Genomic DNA, 21,630 nt, shown 5'->3' with positions numbered 1-21,630 from the left:
AATCAGTTTTTGGATTTTATACGTTTAAACACGGACAGCAGTGTGCATGCTTATCCATTCTGAAGCACGTTCACGAGCTTGCGCATCAGCGCGTAGCACATCTTCCAGTACTGTGACAGATTGCGAAGTAATTTGTTCTAACACAAACTCAATCAGCACAGGAATTGACTTGAATGGCAAGTTTCCATCCAGAAAAGCAGCCACGGCAATTTCATTAGCGGCATTCAAGACTGCAGGCGAAGTACCACCAGTGCGCAACGCTTGAAATGCCAATCGAAGACAAGGGAATCGCACAAAGTCTGGTTCTTCAAAATCCAGGCGACCTATTTTAAACAGGTCTAGAGGGCTTACACCGGCATCAATACGTTCAGGAAACCCTAATGCATAGGCAATAGGTGTTCGCATGTCCGGATTGCCTAACTGCGCAATCACTGAGCCGTCCACATACTCAACCATCGAGTGAATCACACTTTGTGGATGAATAACGACTTGAATCAGATCAGCTGGCGCATTGAATAACCAATGCGCTTCAATTACTTCCAGCCCTTTGTTCATCATGGTAGCAGAATCGACTGAAATTTTTCTTCCCATGACCCAATTAGGATGTGCACAAGCTTGCTCTGGTGTCACGTTTTCCAACTCAGTCAGGGGTATTTTCCTGAACGGCCCTCCAGAAGCTGTCAATAAAATGCGTTTAATGCCGGAATGTGCCAGATCACCGGCATAATTACCTGGCATCGCCTGAAAGATGGCATTGTGCTCACTATCAATCGGCAATAAGGTAGCCCCACTATGTCGTACAGCCTCCATGAAAATATTGCCGGACATCACTAGCGTTTCTTTATTGGCAAGCATAATGCGCTTACCAGCTTTAGCAGCCACCAAAGCTGGACGTAAACCAGCAGCGCCGACAATAGCCGCCATCACACTGTCAACTTGCGGCAATGATGACACTCGTTCCATTGCATCAATACCAAACAGCACTTCAGTTTGAAGACCGGCTTGCCTGATCCTGGCATGAAGCTTTTCCGCCCCTGCTGAATCTAGAACCACAGCAAACTCGGGTTCAAACTGTTGACATTGCTCAAATAATCGATCTATTTGCGCATTACCCGTGAGCGCCACTACGCGAAATTTATCTGGGTGCTGTGCAATAACATTGAGAGTATTAACGCCGATAGTCCCAGTTGAACCTAAAATCGTAACGTTTTGAACTGATTTCATTGAATAGACAATGTAGAGTTTAAATAAAACACAACAAGTGCTGCTAATGGAAGTGTTGAGGTCAAAGCATCAATTCGATCAAGAATGCCACCATGACCAGGCAATATATTTCCGCTATCTTTCAAACCTGCCTGTCGCTTCATCCAGGATTCAAATAGATCGCCCAAGACACTAAAATAAGTCATTAACCAAACTGCGATAATAACAGTAATTACAGGAATGCCCCCAACGCGAGCCGTTGCCTCATGTAACGTATTACTTGAATTTAACCAGATAAGAGCATAAATAGAAACGCCTACCAGGGCGCCAATTACGCCTTCCCAAGTTTTTCCAGGGCTGATAGTTGGTGCCAGTTTATTATTTCCAAATCTTTTCCCGGCAAAATATGCTGCCGTATCAGCTGCCCAGATGACTGCCATCAGGGCAAGCAGCAAAACAGGGCTGATTGATTTTAACTGTACCAACGCGAGCCAGGTTGGGATCAATATTATCCAACCCACTAGTCCCAGCACAAATCCATTGGATATCTTCAATCCCTTAGATAACCAGACTGGCGCAACCAGAGTCCAAAAAAACAAAGATAATCCATACAGACTTAAGTTTAACCACGTACCGGTAGCCGTATCAATTTTAAAAATAAACAGCAACGCCAACCCAAACACACCAGTAAGAAACAGGAAGATTGAAGAACTCACTACAGAATAGGAAGCCATCCGGGCCCATTCAGATGCGCCAATAAGCAGCACAAAAAGCATGAGTACAGCCCAGTAAACATTAGGAAGGAAAAACAATGCGGCTAGCAGTAGTGGCAGCAAGACCAATACAGTCAGGATACGGGCCTTCAGCATCTCAGGAATTGTCCGTATTGCTCGTCGAAATCAACTGTTCACTCGTTCTTCCGAAACGACGTTCACGCTGCTGATAGGATTGGATCGCTAAATTCAAGGAATCTGAATCAAAATCCGGCCAAAGCGTGTGGGTGAAATAGAGTTCGCTATAGGCCAGTTGCCACAGCAAAAAATTACTGATTCTCTGTTCGCCACCTGTACGAATAAATAAATCCGGCTCAGGTGCGTAGCTCATTGAAAGATAAGGAACTAACTCTTCTTCGGTAAAGCTAGTTGCTAAAGCGGGCTTTTCTTTTAGTAAACGATGGGTTGCCTGCAAGATATCCCATCGCCCACCATAATTTGCTGCAACTGATAAGGTTAAGCGCGTATTATTCCGAGTCAGTTCTTCACCTTGACGAATCAAATCCTGAAGCTTCGGTTCAAAATGACTTAAATCACCTACAACGATGAGGCGAATATTATTTTCGTGTAGCCTGGTTACTTCTTTTTCCAAAGCAAAAACGAAAAGTTGCATCAGCAACGACACTTCTTCAGCGGGACGCCGCCAGTTTTCACTACTGAACGCAAACAAGGTCAGATACTCTACACCCTTATCAATACAAGCCTTAATCGTATCTCTAACTGTTTCTACACCACGTTTATGGCCAGCAATACGTGGCATAAATCGTTTTTTTGCCCACCGGCCATTACCATCCATAATGATGGCAATGTGGCGAGGAATATTGCCAGTTTCAGGTAACTGACGTGTTGAGCTTGAGAAAAAGACCACAGATGTTTTACCTTAGACAGCCATCAGGTCAACTTCCTTGGCCTGAAGAACTTTTTCAATTTCCGCGATGAAGCGATCAGTCAGCTTCTGAATATCTTCCTGCGCACGACGCTCATCATCTTCACTGATTTCTTTTTCTTTCAGTAAATCTTTAAGCGTACCATTGGCGTCACGTCGGATATTGCGCATAGCGACACGTGCATTTTCTGCTTCGGATTTGACAACTTTGATCAAATCTTTTCTTCGTTCTTCGGTTAATGCTGGCATCGGCACACGAATCAAATCGCCCACAGATGATGGGTTTAATCCCAGATCAGAATCGCGAATAGCTTTTTCTATGGCACCTACCAGTTTCTTTTCCCAAGGCGTAACTGTCACTGTGCGAGCATCTAAAAGCGATACATTAGCTACTTGATTAATTGCTGTAGGCGTTCCATAGTAATCAACCATCACATGGTCAAGAATGCCTGGATTTGCACGGCCAGTTCTGACCTTACCCAGATCAACTTTCAAGGACTCCAGGCTTTTTTGCATTTTTTGCTCGGCAGATTTCTTAATGTCTGCAATCATGATTTAATCCTTCCATGGTTAACTTAGCGTAAAACTAACTACTGTGCAAAACGGTTAACGCTCGGTCTATCAGCACTGAACCAACGTACCTTCATCCTCACCCATCACTACGCGCTTTAATGCACCTTCTTTAAAAATACTGAAAACACACAAGGGCATTTTCTGATCGCGGCATAAAGTTAAAGCGGTAGCATCCATCACTTTCAGATTCTTGACAATTGCCTCATCAAAAGTGAGGCGTTGGTAGCGCATGGCTTCTGGATTGGTTTTAGGATCATCAGTATAGACCCCATCCACTTTGGTAGCTTTCAGAACGACATCTACATTCATTTCCATACCGCGCAACGCAGCCGCAGTGTCGGTAGTGAAGAAAGGGTTACCTGTTCCGGCACCAAAAATAACTACTTTACCTTCTTCCAGATAGCGCATTGCCTTACCGCGAATATAGGGTTCTGCTACTTGCTCTATATTCAATGCAGACTGTACACGACTCACCAGCCCTTGTCTGCGCATGGCATCTTGTAAAGCCAGTGCATTCATCACGGTGGCAAGCATACCCATGTAATCTGCAGTGGCGCGGTCCATCCCGGCTGCGGCTGGTGCCACACCACGAAAAATATTACCCCCGCCTATAACAACAGCAACCTGAACGCCTAATCTTACAACTTCGGCAACTTCAGATACCATGCGATCGATTGTGGCACGGTTAATACCATAGCTATCTTCACCCATCAGGGCTTCTCCGCTTAATTTGAGCAGAATTCTTTTATAGGCGGGGGCTGTCATGCATTACACCTGTGAAGCAGCAGCAACTTCAGCTGCAAAATCAGTTACTTTCTTCTCAATACCTTCACCAACTACAAACATCTGGAATCCATTAACTGTTGCTTTCTTGGCAGCCAGCAACTTTTCAACTGTCTCATCCGGATTTTTAACAAAAGGCTGATCCAGCAAGGTTACTTCGGCAAGATACTTGACAATCCGGCCTTCGACCATTTTCTCGATGATATTTGCAGGCTTGCCGCTTTCTGCTGCCTGAGCTGCATAAATTTCACGCTCTTTGGACAACAGTTCAGCTGGCACTTGTTCTTTAGAGACACAAATTGGCTTACTTGCAGCAATATGCATTGCAATATCCTTGCCCATAGCTTCATCACCACCCGTGGCATCTACCATTACACCGATTTTCGTGCCGTGAAGGTAAGTAGTCAATCGGCCAGCCGTATTGAAGCGCTGGAAGCGGCGAATTGAGATATTCTCACCCAGCTTCATCACCAATGCTTTACGACTATCTTCAACAGATTCACCAGAGGCCAATTTGGTTTGGGAAATTGTATCAACATCAGCTGGGTTGTTATCTGCTACCAATTTGGCAATTTCATTGCCAAAAGCGATGAAATCATCATTTTTTGCCACAAAGTCGGTTTCACAGTTAATTTCAACCAAAGCGCCAGTTTTGGCATCAGCCGAAATACAGGCACTAACAACGCCTTCAGCTGCCACGCGACCAGCAGCCTTGCTCGCTTTCGCGCCACTCTTGATACGCATCAAGTCTTCAGCCGCTTTCAGATCACCAGACGTTTCAGTTAATGCCTTTTTGCATTCCATCATGCCGAGACCTGTCATCTCGCGCAGTTCTTTAACCATGCTCGCGGTAATTTCCGCCATAATGTGCTCCTTAGAATTCAGTAATACGTAATACCAGATATTTTGACAAATGCTCAAATCATTTAGAGCATTTCTTACAATTGTTACTTATTTAAAAAAAGGGGCGCTAGCCCCTTTTTTCTCTTAAATCTTATTGAGCAGCCGGGGTTCCCGACTCATCAACTTCTACGAATTCATCACCGCCTACTATTTCCTGTACAACCTGACTACGCCCTTCCAGCACTGCATCAGCAACGCCACGAACATACAGACGAATAGCGCGACTTGAATCGTCATTACCCGGGATAACATAATCAACACCATCTGGTGAGTTATTGGTATCCACCACGCCAATTACGGGAATACCCAGTTTATTGGCTTCGGTAATGGTCCCTTTCTGATAACCAACGTCGATCACAAAAATCGCATCAGGAATGCCACCCATGTCCTTGATACCACCAAGACTGCGTTCCAGTTTCTCAAGCTCACGCTGAAGACCCAGACCTTCTTTCTTGGAAATTTTATCCAGAGAACCGTCTTGCATCATGACTTGCATTTCATGCAGGCGCTTGATGGATTGTTTAACTGTTTTGAAGTTGGTCAGCATGCCGCCCAACCAGCGATGATCAACATAAGGCATGTTACAACGGGTTGCTTCTTCGTTGATAATTTCCTGCGCCTGGCGCTTGGTACCAACAAACAAAACAGTTCCTTTGTTTGAAGCAAGGCGACGTACAAATTTCAGCGCTTCCTGATACATAGGAAGGGTTTTTTCAAGGTTTACAATGTGAATCTTATTGCGATGACCGAAAATAAACGGAGCCATCTTTGGATTCCAGTAACGGGTTTGATGCCCGAAATGAACACCCGCTTCCAACATTTGACGCATAGTAACTGACATTTAAACATTCCTTGTAAGGGTTAAGCCTCCATCTGCCTGAACATAACCCGTAATTTAACGGGCACCCTGTACTTTAGGCAGATGTGCGATTTCATCTTTCAACCCCTTTACCAATCCGATATAAGGTACAGTTGAAAAACTAACTCGAAATAGTACCATAAAATACATTACCACATCAAGCTCAGCATGGTTTTAACTTACAAGGCATAATCAAACGTCAAACCTCAACGTCTGCCAATTCACGGCATATCAAGTGAATTGATAATTTCATTATAATCCACTATCCTCTTCGCTTAACTCCTATCACAAGGTTTCGCATTATGTCGTCCATCAGTATCAAATCTTCTGAAGAAATCGAAAAAATGCGGATTGCGGGGCGGCTTGCATCCGAAGTGCTCGACCATGTTCAGCCATTCGTTACTCCAGGCATCACTACCGGCGAACTGGATAAAATTTGCCATGACTATATGGTTGATGTACAAAAAACCATCCCTGCACCGCTAAATTATGCCCCACCAGGACATAAACCCTATCCTCGCTCTATCTGCACTTCTGTGAACCATCAGGTTTGCCATGGTGTACCCGGTGACAAAAAATTGAAATCTGGTGACATTGTCAACCTTGATATTACTGTCATTAAAGATGGTTATCACGGGGATACCAGCAGGATGTTTTTTGTAGGCGAAGTAGCTCCTCACGCTAAACGACTCGCTGAGATAACCTATGAGTGCATGTGGCTTGGCATCGCTGCTGTGAAACCAGGTGGATTTTTGGGAGATGTTGGTCAAGTCATTCAAAAATATGCTGAAAGTAAGGGTTGTAGCGTAGTACGTGAATTTTGCGGACATGGTATCGGCCTGAATTTCCATGAAGACCCACAAGTTTTGCATTATGGTAAAGCAGGTACAGGCGTAAAGCTTGAACCTGGGATGACATTTACAATCGAACCCATGATTAATGCGGGTAAACGTGATATCCGTCAATTGGGTGATGGCTGGACTATTGTCACCAAGGATCACAGTTTATCTGCACAATGGGAGCACACCATTTTGGTGACAGAATCAGGTTACGAGGTTCTGACCGTGTCTGCAGGATCCCCGCCCATACCCACAATTATCGGCTAACATTCAGGACTCGTTGCTTTTGTCTTTACCCATTTCCCAGAAAAAAACTGCTGACTGGAGAGCTTTTCTGGTCGAAGGAAGGCAAGTCCTTCGCGACACCTATTTAACCAATTTGTCTTCTACTTCGCTGTTACGCAATCATAGTCGGCTAGTAGATCAGCTGTTACAGGAAATATGGCAAAAAACGCAATTACCTGAATCTATTTCTCTGCTTGCCGTTGGGGGTTATGGTCGTGACCAACTGTTCCCTTATTCAGATGTTGATATATTGATTCTATTACCTGGTGCCCCTGATGAAAATTTGAATCTGCAGTTGGAACAGCTAGTTGCTCTTTTATGGGATACAGGCCTGGATGTTGGCCACAGCGTACGAACGCTTGAAGAATGCAGAGAGGAAGCCGCAAAGGATATTACTGTTCAGACCAATTTACTGGAAGCGCGCCTCATCGCGGGTAATAAATCCCTTTTCCAGCAGTTTGATCAAACTTTTCACCGAGAACTGGATCAACGCGCTTTTTTTGAGGCCAAGTACCTTGAACAACAACAGCGGCACGCTCGCTTCCATGACACAGCCTACAACCTTGAGCCAAACGTTAAAGAAAGTCCTGGCGGCCTGAGAGATTTACAAAATATCATATGGATAAGTGACGGGTGCGGTCTTGGGCAGTCCTGGATGGAATTAGCCCATCAATCCATTATTACCTCAAATGAAGCACGCCAGATTCGCCGGCACGAAACCTTGCTCGAAAACATCCGCATTCGATTACATTACCAAGCTAAACGTAGGGAAGACAGGCTGTTATTTGATTTTCAAGCCACTCTGGCTCAACAATTTGGTTTTACTGATAAAAAACAACGTCGCGCTAGCGAACAGCTTATGCAGCGCTATTATCGTACAGCCAAAGCTATCAGCCTGCTCAATGAAATACTGCTGCAAAATTTACGGGCTAAGATATTTCCATCCAGTCATACAGCACCAGTTGAATTAAATGCCCGTTTCAGAAAGCAAGGCAATCTGCTCGCTGCAGCGAATGACCAGATATTTGAAGAAGAACCCAGTGCGATACTTGAATGCTTTTTGTTATTACAACAGCACTCAGAATTAAAGGGTATGACTGCGAGCACATTACGCGCGTTATGGCGGGCAAAACGCTTAATTAACCCGCTATTTCGACGTGAACGGCATAACCGCGATTTATTCATGGAGATTCTGCGGCAACCCAGAGGCGTTACTCACGAATTACGCAGGATGAACCAGTACGGTATTCTGGGGCGTTATATCCCTGCTTTTGGACGTATTGTCGGTCAAATGCAGCATGACCTTTACCATCAGTACACGGTTGACGAGCATACCCTGATGGTACTGCGCAACCTGCGGCGTTTTACAGTTGCAGAGTTCGCCCATGAATTTCCTTTGTGCAGCCGTCTGATCAACAGCTTTGAAAGACAGGAAGTGCTCATTCTTGCAGCACTCTTCCACGATATCGCAAAAGGGCGCGGCGGTGATCACTCCGCACTTGGCAAAGTAGATGCGCGACGTTTCTGCACTGCACATAATATTGCCCCTGAAGATACCGACCTGGTTTGCTGGCTGGTAGAAAAGCACCTGACCATGTCAGCCACTGCTCAGAAACAGGATATTAGTGACCCGGATGTCATTGCCAGTTTCGCTGAAAAAATAAAGGATCAGCGACACTTGGCTGCACTCTATCTGTTAACAGTTGCAGATATAAGAGGCACCAGTCCAAAAGTATGGAATGCATGGAAAGGCAAACTGCTGGAAGATTTGTTCTATGCTACCAAAAGACATTTAAGCGAAGGAACCGCCACTACAGATAGTTATCTGGAGGCAAGACAAACCGAAGCACAGCGCATTCTCAGGCTTTATGCTATTGGTGATAAAGCACATGAAGAATTGTGGTCGAAGCTGGATGTCGGATATTTTTTAAGACATGATGCACAGGAAATTGCCTGGCACACCCGTTTATTGCTTGCCCATACCAATACTGACACTCCTATCGTCCGATCGCGTATCAGTCCAGTGGGAGAAGGGCTACAGGTATTGATTTATTCACGCGATCATGATGATTTGTTTGCGAGAATTTGCGGGTTCTTCGAACGCACCGATTACAACATTGTTGAAGCCAAGATACACACCACAACCCATGGATATGCATTAGATAGTTTTTTGGTACTGGATGAAGCCAATCGCTCGCCTCATTACCGTGATCTTATAAGCTACGTAGAATTTGAACTGACTGAACGCCTGACATCAAGTAACCCCGTAGAAGAACCCCTGCGCGGACGCTTAAGCAGACATCTCAAGCACTTTCCCATTGCACCACAGGTGCGCATACAAGCCGATGACAAAGGCGCTTACCACGTACTTTCCATTACAGCGGGAGACCAATCCGGTTTGTTATCGCGAATTGCACAGATTTTCGTCAAACACGAAATCCACTTGCATACTGCAAAAATCAACACATTAGGTGGGCGCGCAGAAGATATATTCCTGATTACCGGAGACAGTCTGCAACATACCAAAAGCACACTACAGCTTGAAACCGATCTGGTTAAGGCACTAAACCCGGTAACTTAAAGTCGGGTTGTTCTGCATTCGCATCCCCTTTCTCCAGGTGATACAACCATGCCAGTAGCTCAGCCACTGCCAGGTAAAGTTGGGGGGGTATATGCTGATCCAGATCCACTTGCATCAGCAAGGAAACCAGCTCCGGCGATTCATGTACATACACCCCCGCTTCTTTAGCGCGGGCAATAATCGTTTCTGCCAAAATCCCCCTGCCTTTAGCAACCACCTTAGGCGCTGCATCGCCAGCACCATATGCCATTGCCACCGCAATTTGTTGCGAATCAGGCTTCTTCATTTCGGTCAACTTTCAAACCGAGCAAATTAATACCCGCGGTTTGCAATGCACTCTGCAACGTCGGTTGATTAGCTTTTAGCTTATTTGCTGTTTCAGCATCTGACACATTAATACTCAGTCGAATGCCCTCCCGATTCAAGGCCAAGGTAGCTTCTACTTCGCCCAGTACTGGCATTTTAAGGTACAGGCGTGTTTGCCAGGCTGGTGCTTCGTCCTGCCCTTGCTCCTTATGTGTGTCTTCCTCTATACGCCAGTCCATAGCCTGGCCAGGCCACACCTGGCCTTGCCATATAATTTGACGAGAATCCAGAATATCCAGTTGTTGCTGCACTATGGGTGCTGTCTGAGGGTGTACCGCATTTTGGGTCTGCGCTAATGCACCTGCTGCAGTCCCGCTTAACGATTGTGCATTCTGGCCCAACCCTGATAACTTTCCCTGGGGTTCCATTGTTAAGTCGGTTAGAGGACGCTGACCAGTCACCCATTGGGCCTGATGCGACTCATAAAACATGCCACTTTTAGAAATGGTGTTATGCAGGGTATCGGCCAGCACTTTGGTATTTTCCGGAGCGCCTGTCATTAAAGGTGCAAATTTGGTTAAGGGCGAAGTTTGCGATTGCGCCTGTTCAGCAACCTTTTGCAATAGCGCACCCAAAAATTTTGCAGAATCACTGATAGAAACTTGAGGCTGCCCTGCCGTATTGAATCCTGCGGCTGGAAGGTCACGAGACAAAGCGAAAGTAAGGCGCGGTTGATTGGAAACAAATGTCAGGTCGAGTTTATCCCCAGCCTGGGTATTTTTTGGAAGATTCAGATCAAGGACGCTATCTCCAATCAAAACCTGGAAACGACCGTTTGGCAAATTACCTAATACGATAGCCGATAAACGCTGCCCTGGGACAAGTTCTGGCAGCTTCAACTGAGTTTCAGAGACCTCTATCAGCGGCGGGGCCGAAACCTTGATGAGTAGCTGAAGCTGGTTTTGAATGTCGTTATAAATCACTTGCTATCCTAAGCAGGCAATTTCAAGAAGAATGGGATCTATACAAAGCAACAATTAACTCTGCTTCTCCTCGTGAAATCCCACAATTTGCTGCCAACTCACTTGGATCTACACCTTGCTGCGCCATCTGGATTGCCTGACTGTAAGGAGTGGCAGCGGGTTTATCCTGCTTCAGTTCATCTACATCACTTTCAAGTTTGGAAACTTTGTCACGCAACAATGCAATTTCACTTTCAATACCATCCAAGGCATGCGCTTCCTTATTAGCTTCAAATCCTTTTTGCCAAAGCCTCAACCCACGACTTTTGCTGGATCGGGTGAGCAGCAGCATTTCGGCAATATAAACCGCCAAAACCAGCACAATGACAATCAATAGCTCACGCCAAGTTACAACAAACGATTCCAAGATCAGTCCCTACCCAAATGGGTTCGCAATAGATTTTCATATCAGCCAAAAAAACGAAATTGTATCAATCCGTTTAATCCGTTTTCGTGACAATAATACAATACGCTGTATTAGAAAGTGTATCAATGAAATGGTGCCGCAGAAACATTAAGATACAAAAAACTTCTAAAAATATGTTTATACCGGACAGTAACAACAACACAAATAGGTAAGCGCTTAGTTATCAAAATATATTTGCGAGTATGTGTAATATATAACCCGGTATTATCAAAATTCAACCAATTGATTTTTATAATAAAAACTAATCCTGTTAAATTTTGACTAAAGTTTTATCAATTTCAATCGATAAAGTATCTGCAAGCATCTGGTCTCAAGCAACATGTAAGATCAGAAACTTGAGATTGACCCTAAAGTTAATTAATAATCAACCGATAATAAAAATAACTGAGGTTGGGATGCCTTAAAGGCGCACCGAAGTTCATGGCAAATATGCCATAAATTATCGCACCAAGTATTAAAGGAGAATTACCATGGCTCAAGTCATTAACACAAACGTTGCTTCCCTCTTTGCTGGAGCGGCCCTGAACAAATCAAATCTTGCGTTGCAAACTGCTCAGCAGCGTCTTTCTTCAGGTCTGCGTATAAACAGCGCTAAAGACGATGCAACTGGTTTGGTTACGGCTACCGGTTATGATAGCCAGATTCGTGGTGCAAACCAGGCCATTCGCAACGCTAATGACGGAATTTCAACCGCGCAAACCAATGATGGCTACCATGCCCAAGTTCTTGAGAACCTTCAAAGATTGCGTGAAATTGCAGTTCAGTTGGGCGGTACTGCATCCGGTGCAGAATCCAACGCGTTAGTTGCAGAAAACACCCGGATTTTAGGTCTGGCCGCAAACACCGGTAGTGTTGTTGTAAATTCGAATGGTGGCACGGTTGCAGGAACAGGCACTAAGGCTACTATTGTTGCCGGCCTTACCGTGGGTGCTCTCGATACAGCTATCACAGCAGTAACCACAGCCCGGGCTACCTACGGTGCAGACATGGCGACTTTTTCTTCTGCTGTTGCCAACCTTCAGGTTCAGTCTGTGAACTTATCAGCTTCATATAGCCGAATCATGGACACCGACTATGCCATGGAAACCCAGAACATGACCCGTAACAACATTCTACAACAAGCTGGAACGGCAATGCTGGCTCAAGCAAACCAAACACCTAACACCGTATTGTCCTTGTTGAGATAAGTAACTTTATTCCAGCAACAAACATGATCAGAAAATTAGGGATTCACTCTAAAGTTTTTAACCGTCTTACCGATAATATAAATATAAGCGGTTAAAAACTTCTAAAGTGAACCGAAGTTTATGGCAAGCAGCCATAATCGAATGTACCAAGTATTAAAGGAGAATTACCATGGCTCAAGTCATTAACACAAACGTTGCTTCCCTGTTCGCTGGAGCGGCCCTGAACAAATCAAATCTTGCGTTGCAAACTGCACAGCAGCGCCTTTCTTCAGGTCTGCGTATAAACAGCGCTAAAGACGATGCAACTGGCTTGGTTACAGCTACCGGTTATGATAGCCAGATTCGTGGTGCAAACCAGGCCATTCGCAACGCTAATGACGGAATTTCAACCGCACAAACTAATGACGGCTACCATGCCCAGGTTCTTGAGAACCTACAAAGACTGCGTGAAATTGCAGTTCAGTTGGGCGGTACAGCAGCCGGAGCTGAAACTACAGCACTGGCTGCAGAAAACACCCGGATTTTGGGTTTGGCTGCAAACACCGGTACAGTTGTTGTGAACTCAAATGGTGGAACGGTTACTGGCGTAGGTACCAAAGCAACAGTTGCTGGAACCCTTACTGTTGCAGGCATTGATGCAGACATCACAGCAGTAACCACAGCCCGGGCTACCTACGGTGCAGACATGGCGACTTTTTCATCTGCTGTTGCCAACCTTCAGGTTCAGTCTGTGAACTTATCAGCTTCATATAGCCGAATCATGGACACCGACTATGCCATGGAAACCCAGAACATGACCCGTAACAACATTCTGCAACAAGCAGGAACGGCAATGCTGGCTCAAGCAAACCAAACACCCAACACCGTACTAAGTTTGCTACGTTAAACATGGTAATTTAAAATCTACCTAGCCGGACTTCCGGTTAGGTAGTGCCATGAAGGAGATAAGCAATGATCATCCAAAACACAAACCTAAATCAGCCAGCGCAATCTGTCAGGCCATTCAATGATAGTTTACCAAACATTGTTTCAGATGTTGGATCTACGCCGGGCGTTGCGCAAATCTCAACCAATCAAACTAGCTCTTTGCAGCAGCCTTCTCCCGAACAATTGAAGAATGCTGTAGATGTTATCAATCTGGTAATGAAGCATTCTAACAACAACCTTCAATTCAGTGTCGATACTGACACTAACAGGACAGTAGTAAAAATGGTTGACACAGAAACAGGAGAGTTGATACGGCAATTTCCTTCTGAAGAAACCTTGGCAATATCACGAGAAATTGACCGGTTTCAACAAGGCCTGCTGCTAAAACAGAAGGCCTAGTTCTGGAGGTAAAAAATCATGGCAGTTAGTGCTACATCATCCTTAGACGTTAATGCCATAGTAACAGGATTAATGTCTATAGAGCGTCAGCCTATTACAAAGCTCAATACTAAAGAGTCGAGCTACCAGGCAAAGCTGACAGCTATGGGCCTTATTACAAGTAAAGTAGACAGCTTTCAAACTGCTTTGAAGAGCTTGAGCAGCACAAGTTCCAGCAGCCTACTTGCATTTAAGGCCACCTCTTCAGATTCAACCATTTTTAATGCTTCTGCTAGCAGCACAGCAGCTGCAGGAAATTACACGCTTGAAGTAACCAGCCTGGCACAATCACAAAATCTGGTTGCTTCTGGGAAATCTAGTAGTAATACAGCTATTAGTGATGGCGTAGCGACTACAATCACTTTCGATTTTGGAACCATTAATGGTGGCACTTTGTCATCAGGCACGTATAGTGGCGCCACATTTACCCCGAATGGAAATGGTAGCAAAAGCATCACAATAGATGGGACAAACAATACATTGGAAGGTATTCGTGATGCCGTCAACTCAGCCAGAATAGGTGTAACTGCGAGCATCGTTAATGATGGCAGCGGCACTCCATACCGCCTCGTATTATCTTCAGATAACAGTGGTGTGAGCAATAGCATCAAAATAACCACCTCTGGTGGTGATGGAACAATTAATACTTTATTGGCAAATGATCCTGCAGGTTTGCCCGCTGCGCAACATCTTACCCAGACAGTTGCCGCCCAAAATTCACAGTTTAGCGTTAACGGTATTCCAATCAGCAAAACTTCCAATACAGTGACTGATGCTATTCAAGGTGTCACATTGACTTTGAACAATAAAACAACCACACCCGTCGCCTTGACAGTCGCCAGAGATGCAAGCGCTGCAACTGATGCAGTGTCAGGTTTTGTTAAAGCTTATAATGATTTATATAGCGCTCTTAAAAATTCTTCCGCATATAAATCCGGCTCTGCGTTAGAAGGTGATCCTACTTTACGTACGTTGCAAACCCAAATGCGGGACATCGCAGCACAAGCGGTAAGTGGCGGCACCATGTCCCACTTGTATGAAGTAGGTCTGACTATTCAAGTCTCTGGCACGATGCAACTGGATACTACAAAGTTAACCAGTGCCATAGCAAATAATTTCAATGATGTGGCAAACCTGTTTAACTCCGGGACTGGCTACGGCACAATGTTTGCCCAATGGACATCTGCCACGCTAGGCGTTCAAGGAACGATTGCCAATCGTACAGATGGATTTAATCAATCAATAAAAAATATTGGTACTCAGCGGGATGCGTTAGAAGTGCGTATGGTTACGCTTGAAAAGCTATATCGCCGTCAATATAGCGCTCTTGATGTCATGTTGAGCAGCATGAGTCAGACTAGCGCTTATCTGACACAACAACTTGCAACTGTAAAATAATTTAGAGGTATGTCATGTATACATCTTCCGCTATCAAAGCCTATAACACGGTCAGCGTCGAATCCGAGATAATTGGAGCAGACCCGCACAAACTAATTTCATTGTTGTATCGTGGAGCATTGCTTGAAATTGCCAATGCAAAAAACGGAATTTCACGCAAAGAAATACAATCCAAGGGTGCATCTATTACCAAAACTATCGCCATCATTGGTGAAGGGCTGAATGCTAGCTTAGATAAAAAAGTTGGGGGAGAGTTGGCGCAGAATCTGTCTTCATTATATGACTATATGATATCTCGACTTATTGCAGCGAATTTAAATAATGACATTGCAGCTTTAGATGAGGTTGCTCTCCTTCTGACTGATTTAAAAGGAGCATGGGATACAATTCGACCCAATCAAATGCAACCTGAAGCTCCGCGAGTACAAAATAATAACGCTCAAAAAGTATATGGCAGAGCATGATTAAATGAGCACTTCCAAGCCCATTCAAAACTATGAATTATTATCTACCCTAATGGAGCAGATGCGCGAAGCTGCAATTAATGGTAAATGGGAGCAACTTATCACCCTAGAACAAAAGTGCAGTGACCTGGTCGTCAAAATGAAGCAAACTGATATTGAGGAAGTACTTGATAACGATGCCAGACAACATAAAACTAAATTGATTAGCAAAATATTGTCAGACGACTCCGACATACGCAATCACACGCAAACTTGGATGATTGAATTACAAACCATTACGCAAAGTATTAATCAAAGCATTCGCCAAGGCCAGAAATTGCAAGATAAATACGGGGTTTAACAATTGCTTTCATTTTTCTGAACGAAAATTTGTTCCAAAATATTAAGCAAGTGAAGCAATACATAAATCGCGGGATGTCATTTTAAACTTAAAATTTACAAGTTTAATCAAATTTCAAATCAATTCCCTTTTTCACACAACAAAAAAATACTTGAACACAGATCCGGATACTGCTGCCCCAGTTTGTAGCACCCCTCCAGATACTCTTTGGATATTATGTCCGTATTCAATAGCTTATCCCATTGAAAGTTAGCCAAAGCTTTAAAGAATACTCCAGAACGAAAAACCACATTTAACCCTGCAGCAACAGCATCGCGTTCTAAGGTATCTAATGTATAGGTATAGCGGTGACCATGATCCTTTTCACTTGCCGTCACCGCCGAATTATGTGAAATCAATCCCATCTTGACTGCAATTTGGCGAGATGGCGCATTGGCATTAGGACAAACTAGAAAGAACCTGCCATTGTCTGCCAACCATTTGTCATTAATTCTCTTCAATAGTTGCACGGGGTCATCCAAATGTTCTAAAACGTGAGTAAGCACGATGTTATCATAACGCTTCGGCAACACTGCATTTTCAAAAAGGGAATGAACAAATTGCACTTTGTCACCGAGTTTATTTCTAGCTTCTTCGATAGCAACATCTGAAGCTTCGACACAAGTAATGTCGTCGAAGTAAGAAAGTAGCCTTTTGGTGAAGTCGCCCTTAAAGCTCCCCAATTCAAGCAAAGAGCCTGTTAAAAAAAATTGTTTGAATGATTTGATCATATATGGATGCATAACGTCGAAATCAAAGCTATAAACGTACTTGCTGCCATTTGCTTCTCCCATTTCGGCGTTATAATCGCGGTCATTATTCATACTCTCCCCCGCTTTAATGCATAGATTCATATTAACAAATTGCGTATCCGCCTTGCTCATTACGAAACCTTTTTTCTCATACAGTTTGATAGCTGGTAAATTCCCCGTTTCAACTTCAAGATTAATCCCCCTCAAACCAGAGTGCATTACATGTTCTAAACACTGATCCAGTAATTGGGTTGCAATACCCTTACTCTTCCATTCTGACAACAAGCTAAGGTTAGTAATGTAGGCATTACCGCTATCATGATCGTTGCAATATACCGCCAACAACCCCACTAGCAAATTTCCCGACCAAGCTTCTAAACATGCCGCCTTAGTTGCGATTTTTTTAGAATAGGCGCTTATATTGACATGAGTACTTAAGGGCGGAACAAAATCATTATCGCAACACAACAAGTGTTCAGCTATTTGTGCCGCAGAAGCTGTGTTCGCCTGAAATCTAATCAACTCATTCATCTTTCCAATACCGCCAATCCAAAACCATAGCGTCCAAATTCATTGCCGTTATAGAGCAAGTACACCTTGCCGAAGCATTCAAACACATGCGGGTAACACAACATATCAGAGTCCCAGTCGCCCGGAGTGACATCTAATGATGGGGACTCGTCGTCCCGAATCCAGTTTGACAAATCATCCGAGTAAGCGTGACCGATTCGATAACTGCGACTCATGTTAGTCCTGAAATCAGTAGAAAAACGATAACAAAAGAACATGTGATACCGACTTCCAATTTCAATCACCGTAGGCAGCGCCTGACTTTCATCTTCTCCCAGACGGTTACTGATAAGCTGTCGAGCTTCTTCTTTAACCCAATTAACGCCGTCAGTTGAAACTGCGTGACCTATTTTGTAGGTACGATCCGGTGAAGCATCCTCCGAAAACCGCTTCCACCCAGTTCCGAACATATACCACATATGAAATACGTTCCCGACTACCTTCACGAAAGCGTCACCAACCAAACAGGGTTCATGCAACGATGCCGTCAAAATCGGTCCATTGCCAACACGCTGAAAAGTAAGCCCATTATCATTACTTATCGCGAGACCAATTGCCGTATCTACAGAAACCGATGCACGTCTATTCCAACCACATGTATAACCATACACAGCTTCGCTATGACGCATAACATTCATTGGAAAAATCCCATGTTCGTCAAAACAACCCAGATTGCCTAGCGGTATAACAGTTTTATCAGATACCTTGATGACATCATGCAGGTTCTTTTGCATATCAACAAATGCAATATGGCTGAGGTATTTGCCATTACTTTTATCAACTGCGCGAGTTGAAAAGTAGATACGCACAAAATCATCAAACACCAGTGCTTGTGGCGACTGTGCGAATTGCTCACAGTCGTTTGGCAGCGTGTACTGCGTAGGGTCGAAAATCTTGCCGAGCTTTTTCCACTTCATCTCATGCTCCCTACTCCAATATTCCTTCCAGCACTGCCAGACCAAATCCATACTTGCCAACCTGGTTTCCCAGATAGGCTAAATAAATAAGCCCATCCAATTCAAATACATGCGGATAGCTAATCATCTCGGCATCCCAACCATTTTTAGATACGTCAATTCCAGCTTTCGAATCATCGCGTACCCAGTCAATCAGATTGTTGCTAGAAGCATATCCGATTCTATAACCGTTCTCATTTCCCCTATAATTACTGCTGTAACGGTAACAGAAAAACATGTGGTACTTTCCGTTGGCATAGATCACATCCGGGCTGGCTTGCGCCTCATCTTCTTCAATACGACTCACTATTAAGTCTTTGTTGATCTTATTCCAATGAATGCCGTCTTTAGATGATGCCATGCGAATTTTATACACTGGTTCAGCTCGCGAACTCACCATTTTCCATTTTCGTCCAGCTATGTACCATAGGTACCAAGTATTATCGAAGATCCGAATCTTTGGACCGCTCAAAATAAAAGGCTCGTCAGGAGAATACGACAAAATTGGTCCATTACCGAGCTTGGTGAAAGTTTTTCCTCCATCGAAGCTATCCGCCATACCAATAGCCACATTGAAAGGCACAGATTCACACCTAGTCCAACCGGCGTAATAAACACGAACTTGGTCGCCATTACGAACAACTGATACAGGATAGGTGCCAAACTCATCAAACTCGCCCAACCCACCCAGGTTAAGAATTGGATGTTCCGCAACATACCGCACCTTAAACAAATCAGCACGATCTAAATCGACATAGGCAGAATAGCTTACATATTGACCATTCAAATCCACCTGAGGGCGGCAGGAAAAGTAAACACGCACAAAATCTTCGAACACCAAGGTAGCTGGAGCCTGTGCGAACTCCTTAAGCCAACATCGACCTTTAACATCCTGTGGCGTGAACACTTTGCCTAACTTTTTCCATTTGAACATATTTCAAATCAACTCGTAATTAGTCAACATCCTGTTGAGAATCACATCGCGAGGATTAAACATCAACACATCGAGAATCGACAGCCAAGGTATAAATGCTTCCCCAAACTGCTCATACTCTATCGATTTTGATTGTATAAATTTCAAATCAACACCTTTCTTCGAAAATGCTTCCCTTGAATACATCTCCTTGCCGCCGATAGCATTCACATATGTACTCGCACCAACCTCGGCACACATGGCCAGCACTTTTTCTTGATTTTTCAGACTATGGTCAATAGCAATATCAGAAGAAACCACAATTTCAGTTGTAATGCACAAGTATTCACAAGTTTTTAAGATGGAGTGGTGTAGAAAATGAAATAAATTAACATCATCGTACTGAATAATCTGCTCAAGAAGCGGAAAGGTCTCAGCAAAATATGGTGCACATTGATACGCCCCCTTCAATTGATTTAGCAATCTTTCCCGATTAAATCCTCCCGCCAACTCCCGTTCGCGCACATCCAAACAATGAGAATCATTTTTCAATGGAAGAGAAAAAATCACATCTTTACCATTCTGCAACAATCGGTTACGATTAACCCATCCTTTCTTGGTATATTGAATATTGTTGTAAACAATAAATAAATCAACTGCCGCAATTAGCTGAAAATAGCCGATGTATGGAAAGAAATATGGTTGCATTATGGCCAACTTCACTTTATCTCCCTTCAAACGTTCTATGATTTTACTAATCACGATTATTTAGCAGCAATTAAATTTGATATTTCGTCAATAATATCCATATCCAGACCAGGGTAAATCGGTAGGCAGAGAACTTCTAACGATGATGCTGTTGCCACAGAAAGGTTCTCTCTATTTGCAGAAGGCAAACCTCGATACATTGGGAATTCAGATATCAAGGGGTAAAAATATCGGCGTGGATGAATGTCATTTTCCTTGAGTGTCAGGTAAAGTTCATCTCGACTAAGTGGATAGTCAGCTTTCACAAGAATCGGGAAATAAGCATAATTGGCGACGCTTTCACCCGTACCAGTCAAACAGTGAATGCCTTTCACATCTTTAAGCTTCTCTCGATAAGCCTCATCAATTTTTTTGCGGCTCACAAGTGCATTTTCTAAATGCTTTAGCTGCAACAATCCTAGTGCCGCGTTAAATTCACTCATTTTTCCATTGATGCCGGGAGCTACAACAGTAACTTCGCCGACATGACCGAAATTTTTAAACTGATCAATACGCACCTTGGTTTTAAGATCAGGACATACGATAGCGCCACCCTCAAAAGTATTAAAAACTTTAGTAGCATGAAAACTTAGCACGGACAAATCACCATACTGGAGTATGCTGCCCTGAGCATTTTTTACACCAAAAGCATGAGCGGCATCATAAATTACCTTAAGGTTGTAGTTGTCTGCTATTTTCTGAATTGATTCCACATCACAAGGATGTCCATAGCAATGAACTGGCATGATAGCTGTAGTTTGTGGCGTGATGGCGGCTTCTATCTTTGTCGGATCCAGGTTCAGTGTGCAGGGATCAATATCAACAAATACTGGTTTGATACCGTTCCATAATAGTGAATGTGAAGTAGCAACAAAAGAATACGGTGTGGTAATCACCTCCCCAGTAATACGCAATGCTTGCAAAGCAGTAACCAATGCAATTGTTCCATTTGTAAATAAGGCGATATGATCTACACCAAGATATTCACATAGTGCTTTTTCCAACTGAAAATGGAATGGACCGCCATTAGTCAGGATTTTGCTTTCCCAAATCTGTTCAAGAAAGGGCATGAACTCCTCCAATGGAGGAAGATAGGGTTGAGTAACATAGATTGGCTTTTTCATGCATTCCTTTCTATTAAAATGTGTTGTTCATACAATCACCATCACATCAAATTTTGAATAATAACCAAAAATATTTATAAACAAGGGGAACAGATTAATCAATACCATTGGCAACCTTCAGAATTACTTCTACATTACCATTGCCGGTTATTCAACCCATTTATTCAAGTTAAACTCATCATGTGTTTTATCGTCAAGCGATGATTGCAGTCAAGTTTTTATTAACAAATGATAATTCAGGCCAGCCACTTGTTTTTTGCGTATATGGCTATCGAAGTAAAATTCGATGGTTTTCCCAGACATGCTTTAGAGCATGCACATCATCACCCTTTGCC

Annotated in this window: 23 protein-coding genes; 8 read left to right on the top strand and 15 right to left on the bottom strand. The window is 43.7% G+C overall.

Going from position 1 to position 21,630, the window contains the following annotated elements; all coding sequences use genetic code 11:
* Positions 1–24: 24 nt before the first annotated feature.
* The 7 genes from ispC to rpsB form a co-directional block, all read right to left on the bottom strand.
* The gene (gene ispC, locus EDC63_RS00740; RefSeq protein WP_124947847.1) at positions 25–1,224 is read right to left on the bottom strand and encodes a 1-deoxy-D-xylulose-5-phosphate reductoisomerase; all 1,200 of its coding nucleotides are present in this window, start codon (positions 1,222–1,224) and stop codon (positions 25–27) included.
* On the bottom strand, positions 1,221–2,072 hold the full coding sequence (locus tag EDC63_RS00735; protein ID WP_124947848.1) for a phosphatidate cytidylyltransferase: 852 nt from the start codon (positions 2,070–2,072) through the stop codon (positions 1,221–1,223). Before EDC63_RS00735 ends, ispC begins: the two co-directional genes overlap by 4 nt.
* A gap of 1 nt (position 2,073) precedes the next feature.
* Positions 2,074–2,844, bottom strand: coding sequence for a polyprenyl diphosphate synthase (gene uppS / locus EDC63_RS00730; RefSeq protein WP_124947849.1), 771 nt, complete (start codon positions 2,842–2,844; stop codon positions 2,074–2,076).
* A gap of 12 nt (positions 2,845–2,856) precedes the next feature.
* Complete coding sequence (gene frr, locus EDC63_RS00725; protein ID WP_124947850.1) at positions 2,857–3,414, bottom strand: ribosome recycling factor; 558 nt, start codon at positions 3,412–3,414, stop codon at positions 2,857–2,859.
* Between the two features lie 69 nt (positions 3,415–3,483).
* Entirely contained in the window at positions 3,484–4,200 is a 717-nt protein-coding gene (pyrH, locus tag EDC63_RS00720) for a UMP kinase (protein ID WP_132920859.1), read from the bottom strand.
* A 3-nt stretch (positions 4,201–4,203) separates the two neighbouring features.
* Positions 4,204–5,082, bottom strand: coding sequence for a translation elongation factor Ts (tsf, locus tag EDC63_RS00715; protein WP_124947851.1), 879 nt, complete (start codon positions 5,080–5,082; stop codon positions 4,204–4,206).
* Between the two features lie 130 nt (positions 5,083–5,212).
* Entirely contained in the window at positions 5,213–5,962 is a 750-nt protein-coding gene (gene rpsB / locus EDC63_RS00710; protein WP_124947852.1) for a 30S ribosomal protein S2, read from the bottom strand.
* Between the two features lie 320 nt (positions 5,963–6,282).
* Between rpsB and map the strand changes: the two genes are divergently transcribed.
* Both map and EDC63_RS00700 read left to right on the top strand, forming a co-directional pair.
* Positions 6,283–7,086, top strand: coding sequence for a type I methionyl aminopeptidase (map, locus tag EDC63_RS00705; RefSeq protein ID WP_124947853.1), 804 nt, complete (start codon positions 6,283–6,285; stop codon positions 7,084–7,086).
* Between the two features lie 19 nt (positions 7,087–7,105).
* Positions 7,106–9,685, top strand: a complete 2,580-nt coding sequence (locus EDC63_RS00700) for a [protein-PII] uridylyltransferase (protein WP_223272263.1) — start codon at positions 7,106–7,108, stop codon at positions 9,683–9,685.
* Here EDC63_RS00700 and EDC63_RS00695 read toward each other — a convergent pair.
* From EDC63_RS00695 to EDC63_RS00685, 3 genes are read right to left on the bottom strand one after another with little or no spacing between them, the layout of a single operon-like run.
* Positions 9,660–9,971, bottom strand: coding sequence for an EscU/YscU/HrcU family type III secretion system export apparatus switch protein (locus tag EDC63_RS00695; protein WP_124947854.1), 312 nt, complete (start codon positions 9,969–9,971; stop codon positions 9,660–9,662). The two genes, EDC63_RS00700 and EDC63_RS00695, sit on opposite strands and share 26 nt — an antisense overlap.
* The gene (gene fliK, locus EDC63_RS00690) at positions 9,958–10,974 is read right to left on the bottom strand and encodes a flagellar hook-length control protein FliK (RefSeq protein WP_124947855.1); all 1,017 of its coding nucleotides are present in this window, start codon (positions 10,972–10,974) and stop codon (positions 9,958–9,960) included. The genes EDC63_RS00695 and fliK overlap by 14 nt, the downstream gene beginning before the upstream one ends.
* A gap of 22 nt (positions 10,975–10,996) precedes the next feature.
* On the bottom strand, positions 10,997–11,380 hold the full coding sequence (locus EDC63_RS00685) for a DUF2802 domain-containing protein (protein ID WP_124947856.1): 384 nt from the start codon (positions 11,378–11,380) through the stop codon (positions 10,997–10,999).
* Between the two features lie 530 nt (positions 11,381–11,910).
* Here EDC63_RS00685 and EDC63_RS00680 point away from each other — a divergent pair.
* From EDC63_RS00680 to EDC63_RS00655, 6 genes are all read left to right on the top strand, one after another.
* The gene (locus tag EDC63_RS00680) at positions 11,911–12,627 is read left to right on the top strand and encodes a flagellin (protein ID WP_124947857.1); all 717 of its coding nucleotides are present in this window, start codon (positions 11,911–11,913) and stop codon (positions 12,625–12,627) included.
* Positions 12,628–12,796: 169 nt separating this feature from the next.
* Positions 12,797–13,513 carry a flagellin gene (locus EDC63_RS00675; protein ID WP_124947858.1) on the top strand — a complete coding sequence of 239 codons (717 nt, stop codon included), beginning with the start codon at positions 12,797–12,799 and terminating at the stop codon, positions 13,511–13,513.
* Positions 13,514–13,578: 65 nt separating this feature from the next.
* Positions 13,579–13,953, top strand: a complete 375-nt coding sequence (locus EDC63_RS00670; protein WP_124947859.1) for a flagellar protein FlaG — start codon at positions 13,579–13,581, stop codon at positions 13,951–13,953.
* 18 nt (positions 13,954–13,971) lie between these two features.
* A complete protein-coding gene (fliD, locus tag EDC63_RS00665; protein WP_124947860.1) occupies positions 13,972–15,390 on the top strand; it encodes a flagellar filament capping protein FliD in 1,419 nt (472 codons plus the stop codon).
* 14 nt (positions 15,391–15,404) lie between these two features.
* A complete protein-coding gene (gene fliS / locus EDC63_RS00660) occupies positions 15,405–15,854 on the top strand; it encodes a flagellar export chaperone FliS (protein WP_124947861.1) in 450 nt (149 codons plus the stop codon).
* A 4-nt stretch (positions 15,855–15,858) separates the two neighbouring features.
* A complete protein-coding gene (locus tag EDC63_RS00655) occupies positions 15,859–16,194 on the top strand; it encodes a flagellar protein FliT (protein WP_124947862.1) in 336 nt (111 codons plus the stop codon).
* A 119-nt stretch (positions 16,195–16,313) separates the two neighbouring features.
* Here the strand turns inward: EDC63_RS00655 and EDC63_RS00650 are convergent, their stop codons facing one another.
* The 5 genes from EDC63_RS00650 to EDC63_RS00630 are packed head-to-tail and all read right to left on the bottom strand — an operon-like array spanning position 16,314 to position 21,295.
* On the bottom strand, positions 16,314–17,516 hold the full coding sequence (locus EDC63_RS00650) for a GNAT family N-acetyltransferase (RefSeq protein WP_124947863.1): 1,203 nt from the start codon (positions 17,514–17,516) through the stop codon (positions 16,314–16,316).
* Positions 17,513–18,472 (bottom strand): glycoside hydrolase family protein, encoded by a 960-nt coding sequence (locus EDC63_RS00645; protein ID WP_124947864.1) that lies wholly within the window; start codon positions 18,470–18,472, stop codon positions 17,513–17,515. The genes EDC63_RS00650 and EDC63_RS00645 overlap by 4 nt, the downstream gene beginning before the upstream one ends.
* A 10-nt stretch (positions 18,473–18,482) precedes the next feature.
* Entirely contained in the window at positions 18,483–19,445 is a 963-nt protein-coding gene (locus EDC63_RS00640; RefSeq protein WP_124947865.1) for a glycoside hydrolase family protein, read from the bottom strand.
* A gap of 3 nt (positions 19,446–19,448) precedes the next feature.
* Positions 19,449–20,186 carry a WbqC family protein gene (locus EDC63_RS00635; protein ID WP_223248450.1) on the bottom strand — a complete coding sequence of 246 codons (738 nt, stop codon included), beginning with the start codon at positions 20,184–20,186 and terminating at the stop codon, positions 19,449–19,451.
* Positions 20,187–20,188: 2 nt separating this feature from the next.
* Positions 20,189–21,295, bottom strand: a complete 1,107-nt coding sequence (locus EDC63_RS00630) for a DegT/DnrJ/EryC1/StrS family aminotransferase (protein WP_124947866.1) — start codon at positions 21,293–21,295, stop codon at positions 20,189–20,191.
* Between the last annotated feature and the right edge of the window lie 335 nt (positions 21,296–21,630).

This window comes from Sulfurirhabdus autotrophica (genome assembly GCF_004346685.1).
Lineage (GTDB): Bacteria > Pseudomonadota > Gammaproteobacteria > Burkholderiales > SMCO01 > Sulfurirhabdus > Sulfurirhabdus autotrophica.
The sequence above is the reverse complement of the archived record's forward strand: the minus strand, read 5'-3'. Positions and strand labels throughout refer to the sequence as shown.

Excerpts from the sequence above, each read along its gene's own strand:
- ispC (WP_124947847.1), bottom strand. The coding sequence starts at position 1,224 with ATGAAATCAGTTCAAAACGTTACGATTTTAGGTTCAACTGGGACTATC.
- EDC63_RS00735 (WP_124947848.1), bottom strand. The coding sequence starts at position 2,072 with ATGCTGAAGGCCCGTATCCTGACTGTATTGGTCTTGCTGCCACTACTG.
- frr (WP_124947850.1), bottom strand. The coding sequence starts at position 3,414 with ATGATTGCAGACATTAAGAAATCTGCCGAGCAAAAAATGCAAAAAAGC.
- pyrH (WP_132920859.1), bottom strand. The coding sequence starts at position 4,200 with ATGACAGCCCCCGCCTATAAAAGAATTCTGCTCAAATTAAGCGGAGAA.
- tsf (WP_124947851.1), bottom strand. The coding sequence starts at position 5,082 with ATGGCGGAAATTACCGCGAGCATGGTTAAAGAACTGCGCGAGATGACA.
- rpsB (WP_124947852.1), bottom strand. The coding sequence starts at position 5,962 with ATGTCAGTTACTATGCGTCAAATGTTGGAAGCGGGTGTTCATTTCGGG.
- map (WP_124947853.1), top strand. The coding sequence starts at position 6,283 with ATGTCGTCCATCAGTATCAAATCTTCTGAAGAAATCGAAAAAATGCGG.
- EDC63_RS00695 (WP_124947854.1), bottom strand. The coding sequence starts at position 9,971 with ATGAAGAAGCCTGATTCGCAACAAATTGCGGTGGCAATGGCATATGGT.
- EDC63_RS00680 (WP_124947857.1), top strand. The coding sequence starts at position 11,911 with ATGGCTCAAGTCATTAACACAAACGTTGCTTCCCTCTTTGCTGGAGCG.
- EDC63_RS00675 (WP_124947858.1), top strand. The coding sequence starts at position 12,797 with ATGGCTCAAGTCATTAACACAAACGTTGCTTCCCTGTTCGCTGGAGCG.
- EDC63_RS00670 (WP_124947859.1), top strand. The coding sequence starts at position 13,579 with ATGATCATCCAAAACACAAACCTAAATCAGCCAGCGCAATCTGTCAGG.
- fliD (WP_124947860.1), top strand. The coding sequence starts at position 13,972 with ATGGCAGTTAGTGCTACATCATCCTTAGACGTTAATGCCATAGTAACA.
- fliS (WP_124947861.1), top strand. The coding sequence starts at position 15,405 with ATGTATACATCTTCCGCTATCAAAGCCTATAACACGGTCAGCGTCGAA.
- EDC63_RS00655 (WP_124947862.1), top strand. The coding sequence starts at position 15,859 with ATGAGCACTTCCAAGCCCATTCAAAACTATGAATTATTATCTACCCTA.
- EDC63_RS00650 (WP_124947863.1), bottom strand. The coding sequence starts at position 17,516 with ATGAATGAGTTGATTAGATTTCAGGCGAACACAGCTTCTGCGGCACAA.
- EDC63_RS00645 (WP_124947864.1), bottom strand. The coding sequence starts at position 18,472 with ATGAAGTGGAAAAAGCTCGGCAAGATTTTCGACCCTACGCAGTACACG.
- EDC63_RS00640 (WP_124947865.1), bottom strand. The coding sequence starts at position 19,445 with ATGTTCAAATGGAAAAAGTTAGGCAAAGTGTTCACGCCACAGGATGTT.
- EDC63_RS00630 (WP_124947866.1), bottom strand. The coding sequence starts at position 21,295 with ATGAAAAAGCCAATCTATGTTACTCAACCCTATCTTCCTCCATTGGAG.